The 21,180-nt window shown below is 36.9% G+C and carries 21 protein-coding genes; 19 read left to right on the forward strand and 2 right to left on the reverse strand.

The genetic code is table 11. The features are described from left to right. The first annotated feature begins 132 nt into the window (after window positions 1-132). The 13 genes from kdpB (at window position 133) to HNP38_RS14855 (ending at window position 11,117) form a co-directional block, all read left to right on the forward strand. Window positions 133-2,172: a potassium-transporting ATPase subunit KdpB gene (kdpB, locus tag HNP38_RS14795; protein WP_184190892.1), complete on the forward strand. Its 2,040-nt coding sequence runs from the start codon at window positions 133-135 to the stop codon at window positions 2,170-2,172. Window positions 2,173-2,273: 101 nt separating this feature from the next. Continuing rightward, entirely contained in the window at window positions 2,274-2,831 is a 558-nt protein-coding gene (gene kdpC / locus HNP38_RS14800) for a potassium-transporting ATPase subunit KdpC (RefSeq protein WP_184190894.1), read from the forward strand. Window positions 2,832-3,000: 169 nt separating this feature from the next. Beyond that, entirely contained in the window at window positions 3,001-4,086 is a 1,086-nt protein-coding gene (locus HNP38_RS14805; protein WP_184190896.1) for a porin, read from the forward strand. A gap of 123 nt (window positions 4,087-4,209) precedes the next feature. Further along, on the forward strand, window positions 4,210-5,319 hold the full coding sequence (locus tag HNP38_RS14810) for a sensor protein KdpD (protein ID WP_184190898.1): 1,110 nt from the start codon (window positions 4,210-4,212) through the stop codon (window positions 5,317-5,319). Between the two features lie 5 nt (window positions 5,320-5,324). Next, on the forward strand, window positions 5,325-7,046 hold the full coding sequence (locus tag HNP38_RS14815) for an ATP-binding protein (RefSeq protein WP_184190900.1): 1,722 nt from the start codon (window positions 5,325-5,327) through the stop codon (window positions 7,044-7,046). 41 nt (window positions 7,047-7,087) lie between these two features. Then, window positions 7,088-7,324, forward strand: a complete 237-nt coding sequence (locus HNP38_RS14820) for a hypothetical protein (RefSeq protein ID WP_184190902.1) — start codon at window positions 7,088-7,090, stop codon at window positions 7,322-7,324. After that, window positions 7,306-8,049, forward strand: coding sequence for an STM3941 family protein (locus HNP38_RS14825; RefSeq protein WP_184190904.1), 744 nt, complete (start codon window positions 7,306-7,308; stop codon window positions 8,047-8,049). Before HNP38_RS14820 ends, HNP38_RS14825 begins: the two co-directional genes overlap by 19 nt. A gap of 138 nt (window positions 8,050-8,187) precedes the next feature. Further along, entirely contained in the window at window positions 8,188-8,514 is a 327-nt protein-coding gene (locus tag HNP38_RS14830; protein ID WP_184190906.1) for a potassium transporter KefB, read from the forward strand. 106 nt (window positions 8,515-8,620) lie between these two features. Then, window positions 8,621-9,178 carry a YdeI/OmpD-associated family protein gene (locus HNP38_RS14835; protein ID WP_184190908.1) on the forward strand — a complete coding sequence of 186 codons (558 nt, stop codon included), beginning with the start codon at window positions 8,621-8,623 and terminating at the stop codon, window positions 9,176-9,178. 18 nt (window positions 9,179-9,196) lie between these two features. Continuing rightward, complete coding sequence (locus HNP38_RS14840) at window positions 9,197-9,598, forward strand: hypothetical protein (protein ID WP_184190910.1); 402 nt, start codon at window positions 9,197-9,199, stop codon at window positions 9,596-9,598. 107 nt (window positions 9,599-9,705) lie between these two features. After that, window positions 9,706-10,395 (forward strand): hypothetical protein, encoded by a 690-nt coding sequence (locus tag HNP38_RS14845; protein ID WP_184190912.1) that lies wholly within the window; start codon window positions 9,706-9,708, stop codon window positions 10,393-10,395. Window positions 10,396-10,397: 2 nt separating this feature from the next. Further along, a complete protein-coding gene (locus tag HNP38_RS14850; RefSeq protein ID WP_184190914.1) occupies window positions 10,398-10,727 on the forward strand; it encodes a DHCW motif cupin fold protein in 330 nt (109 codons plus the stop codon). A gap of 18 nt (window positions 10,728-10,745) precedes the next feature. Further along, a complete protein-coding gene (locus tag HNP38_RS14855) occupies window positions 10,746-11,117 on the forward strand; it encodes a hypothetical protein (RefSeq protein ID WP_184190916.1) in 372 nt (123 codons plus the stop codon). 266 nt (window positions 11,118-11,383) lie between these two features. On the opposite strand, the gene polA is transcribed toward HNP38_RS14855, so the two are convergent. Next, a complete protein-coding gene (gene polA, locus HNP38_RS14860; RefSeq protein ID WP_184190918.1) occupies window positions 11,384-14,239 on the reverse strand; it encodes a DNA polymerase I in 2,856 nt (951 codons plus the stop codon). Window positions 14,240-14,703: 464 nt separating this feature from the next. On the opposite strand from polA, the gene HNP38_RS14865 reads away from it, so the two are divergent. The 3 genes from HNP38_RS14865 to HNP38_RS14875 all read left to right on the forward strand — a co-directional run bounded on the left by HNP38_RS14865 (window position 14,704) and on the right by HNP38_RS14875 (window position 18,448). Beyond that, complete coding sequence (locus HNP38_RS14865; protein ID WP_002984212.1) at window positions 14,704-14,994, forward strand: HU family DNA-binding protein; 291 nt, start codon at window positions 14,704-14,706, stop codon at window positions 14,992-14,994. Between the two features lie 372 nt (window positions 14,995-15,366). Continuing rightward, complete coding sequence (locus HNP38_RS14870; protein ID WP_184190921.1) at window positions 15,367-16,926, forward strand: ribonuclease E/G; 1,560 nt, start codon at window positions 15,367-15,369, stop codon at window positions 16,924-16,926. A gap of 136 nt (window positions 16,927-17,062) precedes the next feature. Further along, complete coding sequence (locus HNP38_RS14875) at window positions 17,063-18,448, forward strand: T9SS type A sorting domain-containing protein (RefSeq protein ID WP_184190923.1); 1,386 nt, start codon at window positions 17,063-17,065, stop codon at window positions 18,446-18,448. Window positions 18,449-18,542: 94 nt separating this feature from the next. Here HNP38_RS14875 and HNP38_RS18115 read toward each other — a convergent pair whose 3' ends face one another. Next, on the reverse strand, window positions 18,543-18,677 hold the full coding sequence (locus tag HNP38_RS18115; protein ID WP_262888928.1) for a bacteriocin-like protein: 135 nt from the start codon (window positions 18,675-18,677) through the stop codon (window positions 18,543-18,545). Window positions 18,678-18,879: 202 nt separating this feature from the next. Between HNP38_RS18115 and HNP38_RS14880 the strand changes: the two genes are divergently transcribed. The 3 genes from HNP38_RS14880 to HNP38_RS14890 all read left to right on the forward strand — a co-directional run bounded on the left by HNP38_RS14880 (window position 18,880) and on the right by HNP38_RS14890 (window position 21,158). Further along, complete coding sequence (locus tag HNP38_RS14880; protein ID WP_184190925.1) at window positions 18,880-19,806, forward strand: PD40 domain-containing protein; 927 nt, start codon at window positions 18,880-18,882, stop codon at window positions 19,804-19,806. A gap of 10 nt (window positions 19,807-19,816) precedes the next feature. Beyond that, the gene (locus tag HNP38_RS14885) at window positions 19,817-20,287 is read left to right on the forward strand and encodes an OsmC family protein (protein WP_184190927.1); all 471 of its coding nucleotides are present in this window, start codon (window positions 19,817-19,819) and stop codon (window positions 20,285-20,287) included. A 226-nt stretch (window positions 20,288-20,513) separates the two neighbouring features. Further along, window positions 20,514-21,158 carry a response regulator transcription factor gene (locus HNP38_RS14890; RefSeq protein ID WP_184190929.1) on the forward strand — a complete coding sequence of 215 codons (645 nt, stop codon included), beginning with the start codon at window positions 20,514-20,516 and terminating at the stop codon, window positions 21,156-21,158. Window positions 21,159-21,180: the final 22 nt, after the last annotated feature.

Consider the following 21,180-nt stretch of genomic DNA (forward strand, 5'->3'; position numbering starts at 1 on the left):
AATTTAGCAGTGAAGAGAACATTTAAGAATATTTTTAAGCTTAATACTCTAAACATATACAGCTTTAATATCCTTAACAACTTAATTGTCCTTAATGGTTCATAAAAAATCAAAATTTAATCCTTCAAAACAATGAAAAATCAATCACAGACATTGTTTCAAAAAGATTTGGTGAACGAGGCTATCAAACAGTCTTTTGTAAAACTGAATCCGAAGATCATGTTTAAAAACCCTGTCATGTTCCTCGTAGAGATCGGAACGGTGGTTATGCTTCTCGTATCTTTATATAGCCTAACTGGAGATCAATCACAGGGCAGTTTCTCCTATAACTTTTTAGTATTTATCATCTTATTTTTCACCGTTCTGTTCGCCAATTTTGCGGAAGCTATTGCGGAAGCCAGAGGAAAAGCACAGGCAGATACCCTGAGAAAAACACGTGAAGAAACTCCTGCAAAGCTTGTTATTGACAACAAACCGGGATTTCAGGTAGAAACCGTATTGAAAAGATCTGCCGAAATGAAGCTGGGAGATATTTTCTATTGTGAAGCAGGAGATCAGATCCCGATGGACGGCGAGATCATAGAAGGCCTGGCAACTATTGACGAATCTGCGATCACAGGAGAAAGTGCACCCGTGACCAGAGAAGCTGGTGGAGATAAAAGTTCCGTGACCGGAGGTACAAAAGTACTTTCAGACCGGATCAAGGTGAAAGTGACCACAAAACCGGGAGAATCTTTCCTTGATAAGATGATTGCCCTTGTAGAAGGAGCTTCAAGGCAAAAAACGCCTAACGAAATTGCATTAACTATACTTTTAGCAGGATTTACCCTGACTTTCATTATTGTTACGGTAACTCTAAAACCTTTTGCAGATTATGCGCAGACCCCGATTACCATTGCGGCATTTATTTCACTTTTCGTTTGCCTCATTCCGACCACAATCGGAGGTCTGCTTTCTGCCATTGGAATTGCCGGAATGGACAGAGCTTTAAGAGCCAACGTGATCACGAAAAGCGGTAAAGCAGTGGAAACTGCCGGAGATATTGATGTTCTGCTGCTTGACAAAACAGGAACTATCACCATCGGAAACCGTAAAGCAACCCAGTTTCACCCGGCCAACGGTATACAAGCAGATGATTTTATCAAAGCATCCGCATTAAGTTCTGTTGCCGATGAAACCCCGGAAGGAAAATCAATCATAGAATTAAGTCAGTTAAAATCCGAAGATCTCATAGTTCCCAATCCTGCTTATATAGATTTTACGGCTGAAACCCGAACTTCAGGAATCGATTTTGAAAACACAAGGATCCGAAAAGGAGCTTATGATACTATTAAAAAGCTGGTTGAAAAAGCAGGTAATCCCTTCCCACAGGAAACTCAGGATGTAGTAACCGGAATATCCGAAAACGGAGGCACTCCATTGGTAGTTTCTGTGAATGAAAAAGTATGGGGAGTTATTGAACTTCAGGATATCATTAAAACCGGAATTCAGGAACGTTTTCAGCGTTTAAGAAAAATGGGTGTAAAAACCGTCATGGTAACCGGGGACAATCCTTTAACTGCAAAATTCATTGCCGAAAAAGCAGGCGTAGATGACTTCATTGCTGAAGCCAAACCTGAGGACAAGATGAACTACATCAAAAAGGAACAGCAGGAAGGGAAACTTGTCGCCATGATGGGAGACGGAACCAATGACGCTCCCGCACTTGCCCAGGCTGACGTAGGTGTAGCCATGAACAGCGGAACCCAGGCTGCCAAAGAAGCAGGAAATATGGTGGATCTGGATAATGACCCAACCAAACTTATTGAAATTGTAGAAATCGGGAAACAGTTATTAATGACTCGCGGGACATTGACAACTTTCAGCATTGCTAATGATGTTGCCAAATATTTCGCCATCATTCCGGCGTTGTTCATTACATTCATTCCGGCACTTCAGAAGTTGAATATCATGAACCTTCACAGCCCTGAATCTGCAATATTATCGGCCATTATTTTCAATGCGGTCATCATCCCGATCCTTATTCCGCTGGCTTTGAAAGGAGTTGCTTACAAACCGATTGGTGCAAGTGCATTGTTGAGAAGAAATCTTCTGATCTATGGTTTAGGAGGAATTATTGTGCCATTCATCGGAATAAAATTGATTGATTTAGGCATTAGCTTATTCTTTTAAAATAGACTGGAAGTATGAGGCTGGAGGCTGGAAGTGAATAAGCTGTATACACTTCCATCATCCCTCTCCTATCTTCCATCCCATAAATAAAATTAAAAAAAATGAAAAATTATATTTATTCAGCATTCAGATTAACAGTTGTCATGCTGGTTATTGTAGGAGTTTATTTAGCCATTGTATATGCAGGCTCAAAAATACTGCCTACACAGGGCAATGCTGAAATTATCCAGCATAAGGGGCAGAAATTTTATGCCAACATCGGACAGGAATTTAAATCCGAAAAATATTTCCACGGACGCCCGTCTGCTGTTGATTATAATGCAGCAGGAAGTGCAGGAAGCAATAAAGGGCCAAGTAATGAAGAATACCTGGAAACCGTAAAAAAAAGGATCGACACCCTCAAAATGCAGAATCCGGAAATGAATAAAGCTAAAATCCCCGTAGAATTGGTTACTGCCAGCGGAAGCGGCCTTGATCCGGATATCTCTGAAAAAGGTGCTTTATATCAGGTCAAAAGAATTGCTAAAGAGAGAAATATCTCCGAAACTGCCATTGAAAATGTAATCAAATCTCATACAGAAGCTCCATTTTTAAGCCTCTTTGGCCCTTCAAAAGTGAATGTATTGAAACTTAACATCGCTTTGGATCAGTTAAAATAACAAAATCAAAAAAATTAAGACACAAAAGTTTTATTTTGGAACTTATTGATAATAACTTTAAAATAAACTTAGGTGTCAAAAAAAGCTTTTTTAATAAACATAAAAGAAACAAAAATTCAATATTTTCCGAGGTTGGAAGTAGTAAACTCTATATTAATTTTACAAAAAAATGAAAAGATATATCATCATCCCTGTATTTCTGGGGCTATTTTTATCAAAAGCCCAAACCGCAGATTCATTGCAAACAAAGAATAAAGCTACATTCTCTGCCTACGCTGAGTTGTTTTATACGTATGATTTTAATGGGCCTGCCAATCATGTCCGTCAGAACTTTCTATATTCCTATAACAGGCACAATGAAGTGAATCTTAATCTTGGACTTTTAAAGGCAGCCTATCATAGTGAATACCTTCGGGCTAACCTTGCTTTAATGGCGGGAACTTATGCTCAGGATAATTTAGCGTCAGAAGAGGATGCCTTGAAGTATGTGAATGAAGCTAATATCGGGATCAAAATCTCTAAAAATAAAAACCTGTGGATCGATGCCGGAATAATGCCTTCCCATATCGGTTGGGAAAGTGCCATAGGAAAGGATAATATGAACCTGACCAGAAGCCTTGCTGCCGAAAACTCTCCTTATTTTGAAACCGGGGCTAAAGTTTCTTATACTGCGGACAATGGAAAATGGTTTTTGAGCGGGCTGGTCTTAAACGGATGGCAGCGCATTGCAAAAGCAGGAGGCAACCAGAGTATTTCTTTCGGGCATCAGGTAACGTATAAACCGAATGATAAAATTACATTGAACAGCAGCTCGTTCATTGGAAACGATAAGCCTAAAGAAGAAAAAAGGATGCGTTATTTCCATGACCTGTATGGAAGTTTTCAACTGACGAAAGAATTTTCCGCTGTTCTTGGATTTGATATCGGTGCAGAGCAAAAATCAAAAGGAAACGAGCAATACAGCATCTGGTATACTCCCAATATCCTGATGAAATATCAGTTCAATGATCAATGGGCCTTAGCCGGGAGAGTGGAATATTTTTATGATGAGAATGGTGTCATTATCAATACAGGAACTACCAACGGATTTCAAACCTTTGGGTATTCTTTGAATGTTGATTATGCTATTCTTAAAAATGTGGTATTCCGTACGGAAGCAAGAGGATTTACTTCTAAAGATGCCATTTTTGTGAAGAATGATGATTTCAGAAAAGGGAATTTCTTTATTACGACAAGCTTAGCTGCTTGGTTTTAATAAGTAGGAAGAAGGAAGCTGGAGGCTGGAAGTTTTGCAATACGTTATTGACTTCCCTCTCCCAGCTTCAAGCTTCCAACCGCATGTATGCTTCAAAAAATAAAGTTAAAAAAGATAAAATCAATGTCCACAGCAAAAGATTTTTTAGAGCTTATTCAGAAATCCAAAAAGGGAAAATTCAAGATCTATATCGGGATGAGTGCCGGTGTCGGGAAAACTTTCCGGATGCTTCAAGAGGCTCATTCCCTTTTGAGAAATGGTATTGACGTTAGGATCGGATACATAGAGACTCACGGAAGAGAAGAAACTTTAGCTTTAGTAGAAGGTATTCCCGAAATTGCAAGAAAATCTGTCTTTTATAAGGGTAAAAGCCTTGAAGAAATGGATGTTCAGACAATTATCAATGAGCATCCTGAAGTGGTTTTAGTGGATGAGCTGGCTCACACGAATGTAGAAGGATCAAAAAATAAAAAAAGATGGCAGGATGTTCTGGAAATTCTTAACAACGGGATCAATGTGATCAGTGCCATGAACATTCAGCATATTGAAAGCCTGAATGAAGAAGTAAGAAAAATTACCGGAGTAGAGGTTTCCGAACGTGTTCCTGATAAAATTCTTGCTCTTGCAGATGAAGTGGTGAATATAGATCTAACGGCCGATGAGCTTCTAACCCGTTTGAAAGAAGGAAAAATCTATAAAAAAGAGAAAATTCAAACCGCTTTAAACAATTTTTTTCAAAGCGGACATATTTTACAGCTCCGGGAACTGGCCTTAAAAGAGGTGGCTACTCATGTTGAAAGAAAAGTAGAGACTGAGATAAAGACTGAAAATTTTAAGTCTATCAAATTCCTTGCGTGCATCAGCAGTGATGATAAAATTGCTAAAAACATCATCAGAAAAACCGCGAGGCTGGCCAGTTATTATAATAGCCCGTGGACTGTGTTATACGTACAGAAACCTTCTGAAAGCCTTGAAAAAATAGCATTGAACAAACAACGATTTTTAATTAATAATTTTAATTTAGCACAGGAATTGGGTGCCAAAGTAGTCCGGGTAAAAGAAAGCAGTGTTCATCAGGGAATTCTGGATTATGTTGTACAGCATAATATCACTACAGTTTGTATTGGTAAACCGCATGCGAAACTCTGGCAGCGAATCTCCGGATACAGCTGGATCTATACTTTGATGAACAGGCTGAATGAAAAGCAGATTGATATTATTATTTTATCTTAAGAATCATGAAACTTAAAACAAAACTTACCTTAGGCGTAGGGCTTTTATTTTTGCTGATCGTTTTACTTTCGGTGATGGGTTCTGTTTATATTAATAAGCTTAAATCTGATACGGAAAAGATCCTGACAGCCAATTATAACAGTATAGAGTATTCCAAAAATATGCTTCTTGCCCTGGATAAAATAAGCATTGACAGCACGATAGCCATCAAGGACTTTAAAAAGTATAATGCTTTACAGGAAAAAAACCTTACGGAATTCGGGGAAAAAGAAGCCACCCAAAACCTGAGCCTGCATTTCAATGATTATCTGAAGCAACCCGGTACCGAAAAGGAAAAACTGATCCGTGAAGATCTCGTACAGATCATGTCCCTGAATATGAAAGGGATCGTGAGAAAGAGCGATATTGCCATCATCACGGCAGAAAATGCCACTTTCTGGATCGTGAGCCTGGGAACGGTGTGTTTTTTAATTGCCTTTATCCTTCTTTTCAATTTACCACAGGCGATCGCAGAGCCCATCAATCAGCTTACTTTCAGCATCAGGCAGATCGCCAATAAAAATTACAATGAAAGGGTGCATTTCAAAGGAAGTGAGGAATTCAGTGATCTTGCAGATTCCTTTAATGTAATGGCGGAAAAACTTCAGGAATATGAAAGCAGTACGCTATCCAAGCAACTGATGGATAAAAAAAGGATCGAAACTCTGGTAGACAATATGCAGGATGCGGTAATAGGACTTGACGAGAATCACTTGATCTACATGATCAATGATGAAGCTTTAAAGATCACCAATCTCCGCAGGGAAGAGATCGTTGGAAAAACGGCTCATGAAGTTGCCGTAAACAACGACCTGATACGAGAACTCCTCAAAAACATTGATCACCCCATTAAAGAACCCATTAAGATCGTTACTGATCATAAGGAAAATTATTTTGAACAGGATATTATCCCTATTAATATTATAAAAACAGGGGAAAAAGAGAAAAAATATATTGGAAAAGTGATCCTTTTACGGAATATCACTCCTTTTAAGGAATTGGATTTTGCCAAAACGAATTTCATTGCTACCATATCCCATGAATTAAAAACTCCTATTTCTGCTATAAAAATGGGTGTTCAGCTATTAAGCAACCAAAAATTCGGAGAGCTGAATGACCAGCAGAAAGAACTTCTGAAAAGCATCAATGAAGACGGGCAGCGCCTGTTGGATATCACTGGAGAATTGCTTAATTTATCCCAAGTGGAAACAGGCAATATCCGGCTAAACATAACTAACTGTTCTCCAAAAGAAATCGTTCAGGCATCCATAAAAAATATTGAAAAGCTGGCGGAAGAGAAAAATATTTCCATTACCACACAGTATTTTTTAAGGGATAATGATCTTGTAGCCGCAGATTTTGATAAAACGGTCTGGGTGATGAACAATTTTCTTAGCAATGCGGTCAGGCATTCTTTTCAGGATGAAAATATTAAGATTTCAGTGGAAAGGTCCGATTCGTTTGTTATATTCAGTGTTAAGGACACAGGAATCGGAATTGATGAGAAGTACCACAGACAGGTCTTTGACCGGTATTTCCAGGTTCCGGGTGAACAACAGAACGGAACGGGTTTAGGATTAGCCATTTCTAAAAATTTTATTGAAAAGCAGCAGGGAGAAATCGGGGTGAAAAGCTCTCCGAATCAGGGAAGTACTTTTTATTTTAGGCTGCCTTTGGTCGAAAACTAGTTTAAAATATATTTTCTAAATTTGAATTAAATTCACTTGTGATGAATACATCAGATTTAAAAATTGATCTAATCAGTAGGATCACTCAATTAAAGGAAGCCAGACTTATAGAAGAGATTCAAAAACTTTTAGATTTTAAATTGGATAAAAATAAATATACTCTCAGTTCCTCTCAAAGAGACAGGATTTCAGAAGCGAAAGAAGAGTATAAAAATGCAGGGTATCTTACTGAAGAAAAAGCCAATCAGGATATTGAAGAATGGCTAAAAGAAAAATAATCTGGACCCTTAAGGCCAATACTGAAAGGAAAGAAATTCCTGAATACTGGATCCTCAGAAATAAATCTAAAAACTTTAGCATCAAACTGAATGCATTAATAACAGATACCGTTCAATTGCTATCTGAACTTTCCAATATTAGCAGAAAAGCGGATTTAAAAATGGCAGAAGAGAGAAAAATCCTGAAGAATAACAGTATGAAGGAGGTCCATTTTTATTCAAATAAAATTAAAAGCTCTATTCTATTAGTTATTTCAGGGCTTTTCACTTTTTCTTTCGTTTACTTTTATGATGGTTTGAAGCATAAAAATATGTTTAATGTCATCGTACTTCACCTTGCGTTTTTACTCTTTCTTTTTGGAGTTGTTTATTGTTTACTTCTATTATTACGAAGAAAACCGCTGCTTACTATAACTCCTACACAGATTATAATTTATAATGTATTAAAGAAAGCTGATTATGTAAATTTTGAAGATATCTCCGGATTTTTTGTAACCAATACAACGCACCGTGGAATTAAAACAACAGAGCATATTAACATTGTGATGAAGAATCCTAAGCAGATAAAAACCTCTCTAAGCAAAACGTTATTAAAGTTCTTTCCACAATTTTCCCATGTCCGATATTCAATACAAACCGATATCCTTAATGTAAAAACCAGCAGTTTACTTATTCTTTTAAAGAAAAAACTTAAAGCATATCAGAAGATAAATACTAACATTTAACCCTTTTGCAATTTTCGCTATTGTAGAAAATTATATTGTTTTCTAAAAATCTCTTGCATAATTTCAAAATTTATTTTTACTTTGTAATTCAAAGCACTTTTAAAATTAAATTTCTGAAACAATTAAAAACACATTATTATGACCTACTCTACCCAACACATCAGAACTGGATCAGTAGTAAAAAAAGTATTGTTCGGAACCGGAATCGGGCTGTTCATTATTTCTTTGTTTGTGATCTCCGTAGATCATCCTGATCCGGCGTGGGGAAAATCCTGGATAGTGAGGCCATTTATTATAACCCCGTTAGCGGGCGCATTCGGGGGACTTCTTTTATATGTTCCCGAATTTCTGAATATTCAGACCAACTGGAAGAAAATTGCGGGATCTATCATAAGCTTCTTTGCTTTCATCATTGCACTCTGGATGGGAATTATATTGGGGTTGGACGGAACACTCTGGAATTAACTATTTATATTGCAGGTTTCGGCGGAAAGCTTCGCTTTCCGCCGAAACCATTTCCCAAAGAATTCATCCAAATATTTCATACTTTTACCTGAAACACATTTACCAGATGTCAGCAACCTTTTTCACAACTCAGGAAAATTTCAGAAAATGGCTTAAAGAAAATCACACCATAGAAAAAGAGTTTTTGGTGGGTTTCTATAAGGTGGGTACCGGAAAACCTTCTATGACGTGGTCACAATCGGTAGATCAGGCCCTTTGCTTTGGCTGGATAGATGGGGTAAGGAAGACCATTGATGAAGAAAGCTATTCTATCCGTTTCACTCCAAGAAAGCCTACAAGCATCTGGAGTGCCATTAATATCAAAAAAGTAGAGGAACTGACCACAGCCGGGCTGATGACACCTGCAGGACAAAAAGCTTTTGAACTGAGAAAAGAAGAAAAATCAAGAGTGTATTCCCATGAAAAGGAAACAATTGAATTTGATCCTGCATATGAAAAACATTTTAAGGCCAACAAACCTGCCTGGGAATTCTTCACACAGCAGGCTCCCTCCTACCAAAAAGTGATGACCCATTGGATCATGAGCGCCAAGCAGGAAAAAACAAGAATTTCAAGGCTTGAAAAAGTGATCAGGGAAAGTGAAATACAGAAACGTTTACAATAAAATCGAAAAAACTAAAGTTTGGAGTTTTTAATTTTTCCATTAATGGCATTTGCGATTGCCAATTTGTTTTATTTTATATTCTTCAATAAAAAGGATATAAAGAACAGAGCTAAATGGTTGTTGAAAGGCACATCAGCCATTATTACCGTATACTTATTAACTGCTTTTTTTATAGAATATGAAAAGCTAATCCCTGATACGATCGGTTTCATTTTACTGCTGGTAGCTGCCCATCTGCTCATTTTCGGACATATTGCCGTTCTTTTTAGCGTTAATCATATCATACAAAAAATTCCTATTGTCCACGGCTATTTCAATTATACCATGATATTCTCTGTATTGTCTATTTTTGCCACTTTTCTTTATACCCCTGTTTATTTTTTTATATTTTTTCTGTTTACACTGGACTATAGATTATAAATAACTATGGATTAAAAATGTACGCATATTTTTATAACATTTCATAAATTTCTACTTTTATAGGATAAATATGATCTCAATCCGTGAAGTTTAAATATATAATCATAATGATGCTCCTCGTGTCCTGTAAACCTGTAATGCTGGACACCATAACCACAATCGAATACACAGGAGATAATTGTAAAGAAGTCATATATGATCCTAAATACAGAGACCGTGCCGAAGATCTTGCAGCTACTTCGGAGTTTATCACCAGACAATATTTTGATTTCGACAATATTTATTCTGACGAGTATGGAGTTGAGGACACAATGGAAATGCAATCTCTGACCATTGATCAGATCAATGCTGATATTGATAAGGAACTCAAAAAAATTGAAACGCTTCACCTGATAGAATTGGAAGGAATTGAAGCTTTTAAACAACAAAAAATAAAGTCTTTATATACGAAACGAGCTCTATTGCACGTGATAAAAGAATCATTTAAAAATCCGGAAATCCTTAAAACCAATGAGCTTACCAAAAATGAAATGAATCTTCCTTTAATTTTCGAAAAAAGTAAGAAAAATTTCAATAAAAATTTTTCCAATTATTTTCTGAGTACTTTTGGAGAATATCACGGTAAGAAATATATGAGACAGGTAAACGAAAACAAAAACATCAATAAGGTAAACGAACTTATTATTTACAGTATCTTCTATCCCAAATTGGAAGAATTAGCTGAAAAAGAAAGGGAAAATAACCGGAATATGTATTTAGAGTACAAGAAGCTATATCAATGTAAAAAAGATCAGTAAAAATGGAAATACAGGCTTTAAAAGATACTGCTATTAATTGGGAAATCATCCCGGAACAGAAGGCTAACGGAGTTACAGGATCTGTAATTTCCAGAACTATAGAATTTCAAAACTTTAAGATCCGGCAGCTTTATTTTTCGGAAGATTATGAAGCTGACCACTGGTGTGAAAAAGGGCATATCATTCATGTAGTTTCCGGTGAACTGATCATTGAGTATAATGAGGGACCGAGCATTGCCATTTCAAAAGGGAACTCCTTGGTTTTGGGAGATCATATCTCATCGCATAAGGCCAGAACAAAAACTGAAACACAAGTCCTGATCATAGATTAAATGAAATTATTTTAAAACATGAACGGAGAAAAAATCTTAGACATTCTCATACCCAACAATGAAGACGGCTTTATGATGTTAAAAACCACAAATTCTTACTATGAGCTCAGAATGGGAGGCTATATACGGTTAGATAAAATAAACACCAATATGTATGAACCTGTTGAGGAACCTTCCTGGAAAAATAAAAAGGTAGAAAGAGTATTTTCGGACCATCATCTTTTATATATTGAAGACGGGGATGGCGGCGCTTTTTCTTACGGTCCTTCTTTTATGGATGAAAACGGCAGAAATTCCTTCGCTCTGGATTATTACAGTAAAGAGGAATTCAGGGATATTCTGGAGGAAATCTATTCTGATGAAGAATTTCACGAAATAAAACCTGTTTAAGCATTTTATTTTTAAATGTAAAACTTCATATCATAGACCTTAATTTGGAAACAGATAAGCAATTAATACAGGATTAAGAAAATCAATATTCTTATTTTATAATTTGTAATTCAAAAAGATACTTCGGCTTCGTTCAGCATGACAGGAAATGATTGATAAAAGATAATAGATGAATAATCATTTTGACAGATTTTTCATTTAAAGTCTATAATTTCACTTTTGTCATGCTGAACGAAGCCGAAGCATCTGAATATCATTGAAATTTCTTAATGCGCCTCCAGCCAGTTGTTCCCCACTCCTACTTCTACCAAAAGAGGAACTTGTGTCTTAACAGCACTTTCCATTTCGGTTTTAATGAGTTTTGAAGCAGCTTCCACCTCATCTGTAGGAGACTCAAAAATTAATTCGTCATGTACCTGAAGCAGCATTTTTGTCTTAAGATTTTGGGTCTGCAGCTCATGATCAATTTTAATCATTGCCATTTTAATAACATCTGCAGCACTCCCCTGGATCGGGGCATTGATGGCGTTTCTTTCCGCATGGCCTTTGACTACAAAATTCCCGGAATTGATATCTTTCAGATGTCGTTTTCTTCCTAAAAGGGTCTCAACATAACCCAGTTCGCGGGCCTTGTTCACCTGTTCTGCCATATATTCCTTTAATTTCGGATAAGTCGCAAAGTATGCATCGATCATCTGTTTGGCTTCCGTTCTGGAAAGGCCCGTCTGTTCTGCCAGTCCAAACGCACCCTGACCGTAAATAATTCCGAAATTCACTGTTTTTGCCTGTCCTCTCTGGGTTTTGGAGACCTCCTCCAGAGGAATTTTAAACAGTTTGGCAGCCGTAGAAGCATGAATATCTTCTCCGTTCTGGAATGCCTTGATCATATTTTCTTCACCGGAAATCTCAGCAATAAGACGAAGCTCGATCTGCGAGTAGTCGGCAGAAATGATCTTTTTTCCTTCTCCTGAAACGAAAGCTCCACGGATCTGCTGGCCTCTTAATGTCCTGATCGGGATATTCTGTAAATTTGGGTTTACACTTGCCAGACGGCCGGTTGCTGCCGTAGTCTGCGAAAAATTGGTGTGCACACGCTTATCATCTTTATCGATCTGTGACGGCAGCGCATCCACATAAGTAGATTTCAGCTTCTGATAGGTTCTGTATTCAAGGATATGCTGGATGATCTCATGTTTTGAGGCCAGCTTCTGCAACACATCTTCCGAAGTGGCATACTGTCCTGTTTTGGTCTTTTTTGCCTTCGGATCAAGCTGCAGTTTTTCAAACAGAATATCACCCAATTGTCTTGGCGAGTTCATATTGAATTCTTCACCTGAAAGTTCAAATATTTTGGTTTCCAGCTGTTTAAGATCATTTTCCAGATCTTTACTTTCCTGGGACAGCCATTTTTCATCTAAAGAAATTCCAGCCAATTCCATTTTGGCTAAAACCTCCATCAGCGGCATTTCTATTTTAAAGAACAAGTCTTCTAAACCTTCTTTTTTCAGCTGCGGTGCAAACAACTCATACAGCTGGAAGGTCACATCCGCATCTTCCGCTGCATAATCGGTCTGGGTCCTCAGATCCGCATCCCTGAAGTTGCCCTGATTCTTCCCTTTTTTCCCGATAATGGTTTCAATGGAAACCGGCTTATAATTCAGGTATACTTCCGAAAGGTAATCCATTCCGTGCCTGCCGTCCGGATTCAGGAGGTAATGCGCGATCATGGTATCGAACATAGCTCCTTTGACAGTAATATCATATTGTTTCAGGATCTTATAATCGAATTTAAGATTGTGAGCAATCTTCAGCAAATCTTCTTTTTCGAAAAACGGCCTGAAAATTTCCAGCGTTTGCAAAACTTCTTCCCTGTTCTCTGAAAGCGGAATATAATACGCAAGGCCTTTTTTATATGAGAAGCTCATTCCCACCAGCTCCGCTTCCAATTCATTCAATGAAGTGGTCTCGGTATCAAAGCAGACTACTTTCTGCTGTAACAGATTGTTCACCAAAATCCTTTGAGCCTTATGGTTATTGATAAACTGATATAAATGATCGTTTTCTGTGATAGTAGATTTTGTGGAAGTTGCCTGCTCCAGTTCTTCAAAATTAGCAAAAAGATCAAGTTGCATTGCCTGTTTTGCCACTTTTGGCTGCGCTATTTCTACTGATTGGGACGCTTCGGTTCCGCTCGGTATGACATTGTTACCAGATACTATAACGGTTCCTGTTGGTGCAAAAGCCCGGTAAAGGTTCTCATATAGCCTTCTGAATTCTATTTCATCAAAAACTTCCTTTACTTTTTCAAAATCCGGGGTTTCGAGATCATACTGCTCCTGATGAAATTCTATAGGGGCATCGCAGATAATGGTTGCCAGTTTTTTAGACAGGATACCCCGTTCTGCAGAGGCCTCCACTTTTTCTTTAAGCTTGCCTTTTAACTGATCTGTATTGGCCAGAAGGTTTTCTATGCTTCCGAATTCTTTAAGGAATTTCATGGCTGTTTTTTCTCCCACTCCTTCCAGCCCGGGAATATTATCCACAGCATCTCCCATCATGGCAAGAAAGTCGATGACCTGTTTCGGATCTTCTATCTCGTATTTGGCTTTTACTTCTTCAACGCCTAAAATCTCAATATCTCCGCCTTTCAGGCCCGGTTTATATATCTTTATTTTATCGGTTACCAACTGAGCAAAATCTTTATCCGGTGTCACCATGAAAGTGGTATACCCTTCTTTTTCTGCTTTACAGGCTATAGTTCCTATAACATCATCCGCTTCATAGCCTTCAACCCCTAAATTTGGGATATGCATCGCTTCCAGAATCCGGTGAATATAGGGTACCGCAATTTTAATGGCTTCAGGAGTTTCACTTCGATTGGCTTTATAATCTGAGTAATCATCTGTTCTCACGCTGGCACGCCCGACATCAAAAACCACTGCCAAATGGGTTGGCTTTTCTTTTCTGATCAGTTCGATCAGTGAGTTGGTAAAACCAAAAATAGCAGATGTATCGATTCCTGTGCTCGTTAATCTGGGATTTCTAATCAAAGCATAGTATCCCCTGAAAATCATCGCATAAGCATCGATGAGAAAAAGCCTTTTATCTTGTGTTGCGTCCATATTTTCTGATAATGAACAAATATATGAAATTAGAAAGAAGTTCAGAATAAGGATGGGCTTTCCGTATTGCTTTTTTAAAAACTTTATGTATTTAAAGAGGTTTTTCCACCGCTGCATTTGGATTATTGAATTATATATACTAAAATTGTCATAATGAAATTCTGTCATAAGGGTTTTGGCAATGAAAAGCGGAAAAAAATTAAATATAAGTATCAGAAATACTAATACTTACTCAAACACACTTACGGCAAAACCGAAAATGAAGACAAGCTTCATCGTATCCTCATTTTATATGGAAAACGGAGATAACAACTTCTGCATTTAAAATAGGCTTAACCTGTTATTAAGATAGAGTAAACATTAATACCTCAACTATTTAACAAAAAATATTTTCTTACTAATTTGCTAGTATTCAATTTTTTTAACTAAATTTGCACACCTAAAATTTAAAATTAAAAAAGGAAATGACAAAGGCAGAATTGGTAAACACCATCTCAAATAAGTTGGGAACAGAAAAGAATGAAACACAGAAAGTTGTAGAAGCTTTTATGCAGGAGATCAGAACTTCTATGTATAATGGAGACAATGTTTATCTAAGAGGTTTTGGTTCTTTTATCATCAAGACAAGAGCGGCTAAAACAGGAAGAAATATTTCTAAAAATACTGCAATTGAGATCCCTGCACACAACATTCCTGCTTTCAAGCCTTCAAAATCTTTTGTGGAGAAAGTAAAAACCAAAGTTGCAGTAAAATAAGACATTAACTGAATATTAACTAGTTACTAAAAAAATTAACATTATGCCAAGCGGAAAGAAAAGAAAAAGACACAAGGTTGCAACACACAAGAGAAAGAAAAGAAGAAGAGCAAACAGACATAAGAAGAAATAGTCTCTTTTTCTCGAGATCTACAATATAATAATATAGTTGGTGTTTTTAATTTTTTAAACTTCACCGACTATATTTTTGTTTTTTGAAGCTAATAAGATTCCGCAGAAACCGGGTATTTTATTCTTTTTTACTAAACTATTACTGTTGTAATGAGTAATTTTCTTAAATTGAGAACATAACTATTAAAGAAAAAAATATGTCTGTTTCCTATAATCTTAACCATTTTATCTTATAACAAAATGAAGAAAGAACTAATAGTTTCGCATGAAGATGAACTTACAAAGATTGCACTGCTGGAAGACGGAAGACTATGTGAACTTCATGAGGAAGAGGACAAAAGCGATTTTATAGTCGGAGATTTGTTCATAGGAAAAGTAAAAAAACTGGCTCCTAACCTGAATGCCGCTTTCGTTAACATCGGCTATGATAAAGATGCTTTTCTGCATTATCAGGATCTGGGTCCTCAATATCTTACCTACAGAAAGTTTTTAAAAGATACGATTTCTAAAAAACAGAATACTTCAAGCTTAAAAAACTTTGAAATACAGCCTGAAATTGATAAAAACGGGACCGTAGACAAAGTCATTGCCAAGGACGATCTCGTCCTGCTACAGATCACTAAAGAACCCATATCTACGAAAGGGCCGAGAATTTCAACACAACTTTCTTTAACGGGCCGCTTTCTGGTTTTAATCCCGTTCGACAATAAAGTTTCTATTTCCAAAAAGATCAATACTTCCGAAGAAAAGGAAAGATTAAGAACCTTGATTGACAGCATCAAGCCGGAAGGATTCGGGGTGATCATCAGGACTGTAGCCGAAGGAAAAAAGGTGGCAGACCTCCACAATGATATGAATCAGCTGATCCAGAAATGGGAAAGCACTTTTAAAAATATCCAGAGAAATAAAATTCCGGCTAAAGTCCTAAGTGAAGAAGATAAAGCTTCAGCAATTATACGGGACAATTTTAACCAGGATTTCGTAAGCATCATTTGTGACGATGAACAGATGGTGCATGAAATGAAAAATTACCTGGAAGTGATTGCTCCAGAAAGAAAGAATATTGTGCAGTTTTATAACTCCCATATCCCTCTTCTGGAATATTACAACGTTGAAAAGCAGCTTAAGCAAAGTTTTGGAAAACACGTTAACATTCCAAGCTCAAAAGGAGCCTACCTGGTGATTGAACATACTGAAGCATTGCACGTAATAGACGTAAACTCCGGAAACAATATCACAACCGGAACAGCAGTCAGCAAAGAGCATGCTCTGAGAGTGAATAAAATGGCTGCCACAGAAATCGCAAGACAACTCCGCCTCCGTGATATGGGCGGTATCATTGTTATCGATTTCATAGACATGGTGAATCCTGATCACAGAAAAGACCTGTATGAACATCTGAAAGAAGAAATGAAGCGTGATAAGGCAAGACATAAGATCCTACCGCCGAGCAAATTCGGGCTCATACAGATCACCAGACAAAGGAACCGGCCGGAAAAACAAATCGAAACCAAAGAAGAAAATCCTAATAAGGATGGGGAAATCGTAGCTCCTATCGTTATTGTGGAAAGAATGGGAGAAACCCTCAGAAACATTATGCAGAAAGAAAAAGGAAAACTCTTCCTGCACGTACACCCATTTGTGGAAGCCTATCTCACCAAAGGGATCAAAAGCATCCAGATGAAATGGTTCATGAAATATAAAAAGTGGGTCACCATTATCCCAAGGGATTCCTTTAAATATTTAGAATACAGGATCTACAATTCCAACAAGGAAGAATTGACCGGATATTCTAATTAGAATAAAAAAATAAAACCTCTGATTTTCCGGAGGTTTTTTATTACTTTTGCCCAAAATTACACAAATGGCTTCTTCTTACTCTTCACCAGATCCTATTGGTGTAATTGATTTATAATAATATTTTAAATACAAAACCATGAAAAAAATTCTATTATCAGGTTTCATCCTAATAATCCAGCATGTGTGCGCGCAAATTACTTCCAAAGACCCTGCTTTTGCTTCAAATGGCATTTTTTCCATGCCCGGTAATATTGCATGGTCTAGAATGATCCAAAATTCAGACGGAAGCATTTATTTCACATCCGGCGAAACCAATAGCACGACAGGGTTAACTGATTCCTTTTTATCAAAACTTACACCTAATGGGACTTTAGACAATACTTTTGGGATTAACGGGAAATTCCAGCTTCAATATGGTGCTTATGACAGTCAGATGAAAAGGCAAGCTGACGGAAAATTTTTTATTATAAGCTTTCATTCTGATGATCTGAACAGCATAAATTATACTGACATTACAAGATTTTTGCCTAATGGCCAGATAGACACGTCCTTTGGTATTAATGGCACTGCTTCCATTTCAAACATGTGGTCAGATCTGAATATCCGTGGCTACGGACTGCTTCTTCAAAATAATAAAGTGATCATTTACGGAGAGGCCACTACTGGTTTTACCTACAGCCATTACAGAATTATTTACAGGCTGAACGAAAACGGAAGCATTGACACTTCGTTTGGGAATAATGGTTTCATAACAACACAGGGAAGGTTTGTATTTTTAGACAACCAGCTCAATACTGTAGTCCTCGAGGGTACAACTATTGAAAAGTATAATATCAACGGGCAGCCTCTTACAGGCTTTGGAAATAATGGTGTTGTAACTCATTCTATTCCCTACGGATATATAGGAGCAGCTTATATGGACAGCAACAATAACATTGTTTACTCGAATCTGAATGCCGAAATCGGCAGAATAACTCCCAACGGAGTGCAAGATCCTACTTTTACATTCGATCCTGCTTCTCTTCCTTTTGCGACATGGATCCTAAATATTATTGAAAAAAACGGGTATTACTATATTGGGGGAATGAATGAGGGAAGTGATCCGAGATATTTCATTTCCAGACTTACTCAAAACGGTTCAATAGATCCTGTTTTCGGCTATTTTTCAGAGACTGATCCCAACCTGGAACTCGTTGGTGATATGATTGTCAATGATAACAATATTATAGCAAACGGAAGCGGACATATCGTAAAGTATTTATTGAATTCCGGCACTTTATCTTCCAGCGAAATCGTAAAATCCAATACGAATATTTCTTTTGAAAATCCGGTAAAGCAGAATTTAATTTATAAAACCCGGGAAAAAATAAGTAAAATTGAAGTCTATTCCGGTGACGGAAAACTTGTAAAAACCCTTAAAGAAAATAATTCAGATGTTTCTGAGCTTCCAATGGGAATTTATATGACAAAAGTTACATTTGAGAATGGAAAAACAGTAAGTAAGAAGCTTATTAAAAATTAAACAGGTAAAGCATACATCGATGGAAGTTGCACTGCCACCTCCCATTATTGTGATAAAAACCTCTGGCTGTCCAGAGGTTTCTTAATTGCAACCGCTATAAACAGCAGGTTCTTCCTTCCGGAATACAGCCTCCTGCGGGGGAGCACCAGTAATACCCTTTGGGGCATACTGAAGCTGATCCGTTCACTGTTTTCAGTTCTTCTTTTGAAAGTTTTTTCAAATTTTTCATAACAAATAATTTTAGAGTTGGTCTATCAAAAATAGTAAAAATATTTAGTCTGAAATTTCACTAGACCCTGTTGTTCCCACAGTTAAACAGGTAGAGATTATAAATATGATAAGTATAACTGCCTGAAATGTAAATTTCGTGACTGCATAAAAACCTATGAACAATAGATCAGATTTAATTAAATTAGACAAAAATTTCCGTGATGAAAAATATACTGGTCAGCCTGTCTCTTTTTACTACAGGTCTAATTCTTGCACAAGATCAAAGTGAAATCACATTATTCGATAAAAAGCTTAACTCATTCCTCAATGTAAGAGACTTTTCAATCTCCGGAGAGGGTAACGAAGCGTTTTTCACCGTACAAAGCCCTAATCAAGAAATTTCCCAGATCGCTTATCTGCATAAAAAGAAAAATACATGGGGAGACCCGCAGTTATTACCCTTCAATGATGCATATACATATATGGAACCTTTTTTAGCCAACAACGGCACCCGGCTTTATTTTGCTTCAGACCGGCCTTTGGACAAGACAAAAAAAGAAAAAAAAGATTTCGATATCTGGTATGTGGAACGGAAAGATAAAAATTCCGAATGGTCAGAACCAGTTAACGCAGGAAAACCTGTAAATTCAGAGCTAAATGAATTTTTCCCTTCCCTTTCAGACAACGGAAACCTCTACTTCACAATGGAATCTCCCAAAGGGCTCGGAAAAGATGATATCTATTTTTGTAAATGGCAGGACGGCAAATATGCTGAGCCTCAATTACTGGATGAAGGTATCAACAGCAACGGATATGAATTCAATGCATTTATTTCAAAAGGGGAAAATTTTATTCTTTTCACAAAATATAATGAAAAAGGCGGGCAGGGCAGCGGTGACCTTTATATCTCCAGAAAAGATTCCAATGGAAAATGGCAGAAAGCAGAAAACTTAGGCATTCCAATTAATACTAAATTTATGGAATATTGCCCTTTTTATGATGAAAAGAACCACATTTTGTATTTTACCAGCAAAAGGAATGACCTGTCTCCTCAAAAATTCAAAAATATTTCAGATTTTCAGCAATACATCAATGAGGGTGAAAACGGCTTAAGCAAGATTTACAAAACACCTTTCAAAATAAAGTAATACCCTAATAATGAGTAAAGAGCATCACTACAAAGCAACCATCCAATGGACGGGAAACAAAGGAACAGGAACAGACAGCTACCGAAGCTACGAAAGAAGCCATATGATTTCCGTAGAGAATAAGGCAGTTATTGAAGGATCTTCTGATCCCGCCTTCCGTGGTGACAAAACAAAATACAATCCTGAAGAAATGTTGCTCGCCTCACTCTCTTCCTGCCATATGCTCTGGTATCTGCATTTTTGCTCGGAAGAAGGCATTATTGTAACAGCATATACTGATCATGCCACCGGAATTATGACTGAAACACCCAATGGAAGCGGATGTTTTAAAGAAGTTTATTTGAACCCGGAAGTCATCGTATCCGAAGAGACTATGGTTGAAAAGGCCAGACAGCTTCATCATAAAGCCAACGAATATTGTTTCATTGCCAACTCGGTTAATTTTCCGGTAAAACATATCCCCATTGTGTTAGTTAAATAAAAATTTATTCATTTTAATCCTATTAAAACACCTATGAACAGGAAATTTTAACAACAATAACTCTAAAAATAATAATTAAAATTCCACAATAAGAGAATTATTTATCAATATTTCAATAAAATTCAATATTTTTTATATATCATTTCAAAAAAAATTACATTTTTGCATATATTTTATTTAAAATGTGAAGTTTTTTTTATATTTTTATATATTATAAAACTAAGCCATGAAACCAAGACTAACCATCTTTGATGAGCCCTTGTTGTATACCGAAGGCTTATCGCGACTTCTTAGTCAAAGTAAAATTTTTAACGGAATTAATATTTGCAACTCTTATGAAACACTTTTCGAACAATTAAAACTGGATCCTCCGGAGCTCCTTATGATCAGCTCCAATATATTAATGCTTACAGATATTTATAAATCTGTAGAAGAGATCACTTCAAAAAATCAAAACATCAAAATCATCGTCATCGGAAACTGCTATGATGTAACTGACATCCGAAAACTTTTTAATAAGGGGATCAAAAGCTATTTGGACAAAAACAGCAGATACGATGAATTTATGAAATCTATACAGGCACTCCTTTTAAATGAGATCTACATCTGCGATTACGCTAAAGAAAGAATGATCAACTTTATCAGCAGTGAAGGACAGCAAAGATTACACATCAAAGACCCGCTTACCCGACGTGAAATGGAAATATTAAAGCTCATCTGTGACGGGCTGAGCAGCAAAGACATTTCAGAAAAACTTTTCATCAGTATCAATACCGTAGAAACACACCGCAAACGAATTCTTTTAAAGCTTAATGTAAAAAACTCAGTAGGAGTAGTAAAATATGCTATTGAAAATCATATCATAGACTGATATAACCAATGTCCAGCTTTAA

This window comes from Chryseobacterium defluvii (genome assembly GCF_014204415.1).
GTDB lineage: Bacteria > Bacteroidota > Bacteroidia > Flavobacteriales > Weeksellaceae > Chryseobacterium > Chryseobacterium defluvii_A.

Coding starts and splice junctions, on each gene's coding strand:
- kdpB (WP_184190892.1), top strand. CDS start 133: ATGAAAAATCAATCACAGACATTGTTTCAAAAAGATTTGGTGAACGAG.
- kdpC (WP_184190894.1), top strand. CDS start 2,274: ATGAAAAATTATATTTATTCAGCATTCAGATTAACAGTTGTCATGCTG.
- HNP38_RS14805 (WP_184190896.1), top strand. CDS start 3,001: ATGAAAAGATATATCATCATCCCTGTATTTCTGGGGCTATTTTTATCA.
- HNP38_RS14810 (WP_184190898.1), top strand. CDS start 4,210: ATGTCCACAGCAAAAGATTTTTTAGAGCTTATTCAGAAATCCAAAAAG.
- HNP38_RS14815 (WP_184190900.1), top strand. CDS start 5,325: ATGAAACTTAAAACAAAACTTACCTTAGGCGTAGGGCTTTTATTTTTG.
- HNP38_RS14820 (WP_184190902.1), top strand. CDS start 7,088: ATGAATACATCAGATTTAAAAATTGATCTAATCAGTAGGATCACTCAA.
- HNP38_RS14825 (WP_184190904.1), top strand. CDS start 7,306: ATGGCTAAAAGAAAAATAATCTGGACCCTTAAGGCCAATACTGAAAGG.
- HNP38_RS14830 (WP_184190906.1), top strand. CDS start 8,188: ATGACCTACTCTACCCAACACATCAGAACTGGATCAGTAGTAAAAAAA.
- HNP38_RS14835 (WP_184190908.1), top strand. CDS start 8,621: ATGTCAGCAACCTTTTTCACAACTCAGGAAAATTTCAGAAAATGGCTT.
- HNP38_RS14845 (WP_184190912.1), top strand. CDS start 9,706: ATGATGCTCCTCGTGTCCTGTAAACCTGTAATGCTGGACACCATAACC.
- HNP38_RS14850 (WP_184190914.1), top strand. CDS start 10,398: ATGGAAATACAGGCTTTAAAAGATACTGCTATTAATTGGGAAATCATC.
- HNP38_RS14855 (WP_184190916.1), top strand. CDS start 10,746: ATGAACGGAGAAAAAATCTTAGACATTCTCATACCCAACAATGAAGAC.
- polA (WP_184190918.1), bottom strand. CDS start 14,239: ATGGACGCAACACAAGATAAAAGGCTTTTTCTCATCGATGCTTATGCG.
- HNP38_RS14865 (WP_002984212.1), top strand. CDS start 14,704: ATGACAAAGGCAGAATTGGTAAACACCATCTCAAATAAGTTGGGAACA.
- HNP38_RS14870 (WP_184190921.1), top strand. CDS start 15,367: ATGAAGAAAGAACTAATAGTTTCGCATGAAGATGAACTTACAAAGATT.
- HNP38_RS14875 (WP_184190923.1), top strand. CDS start 17,063: ATGAAAAAAATTCTATTATCAGGTTTCATCCTAATAATCCAGCATGTG.
- HNP38_RS18115 (WP_262888928.1), bottom strand. CDS start 18,677: ATGAAAAATTTGAAAAAACTTTCAAAAGAAGAACTGAAAACAGTGAAC.
- HNP38_RS14880 (WP_184190925.1), top strand. CDS start 18,880: ATGAAAAATATACTGGTCAGCCTGTCTCTTTTTACTACAGGTCTAATT.
- HNP38_RS14885 (WP_184190927.1), top strand. CDS start 19,817: ATGAGTAAAGAGCATCACTACAAAGCAACCATCCAATGGACGGGAAAC.
- HNP38_RS14890 (WP_184190929.1), top strand. CDS start 20,514: ATGAAACCAAGACTAACCATCTTTGATGAGCCCTTGTTGTATACCGAA.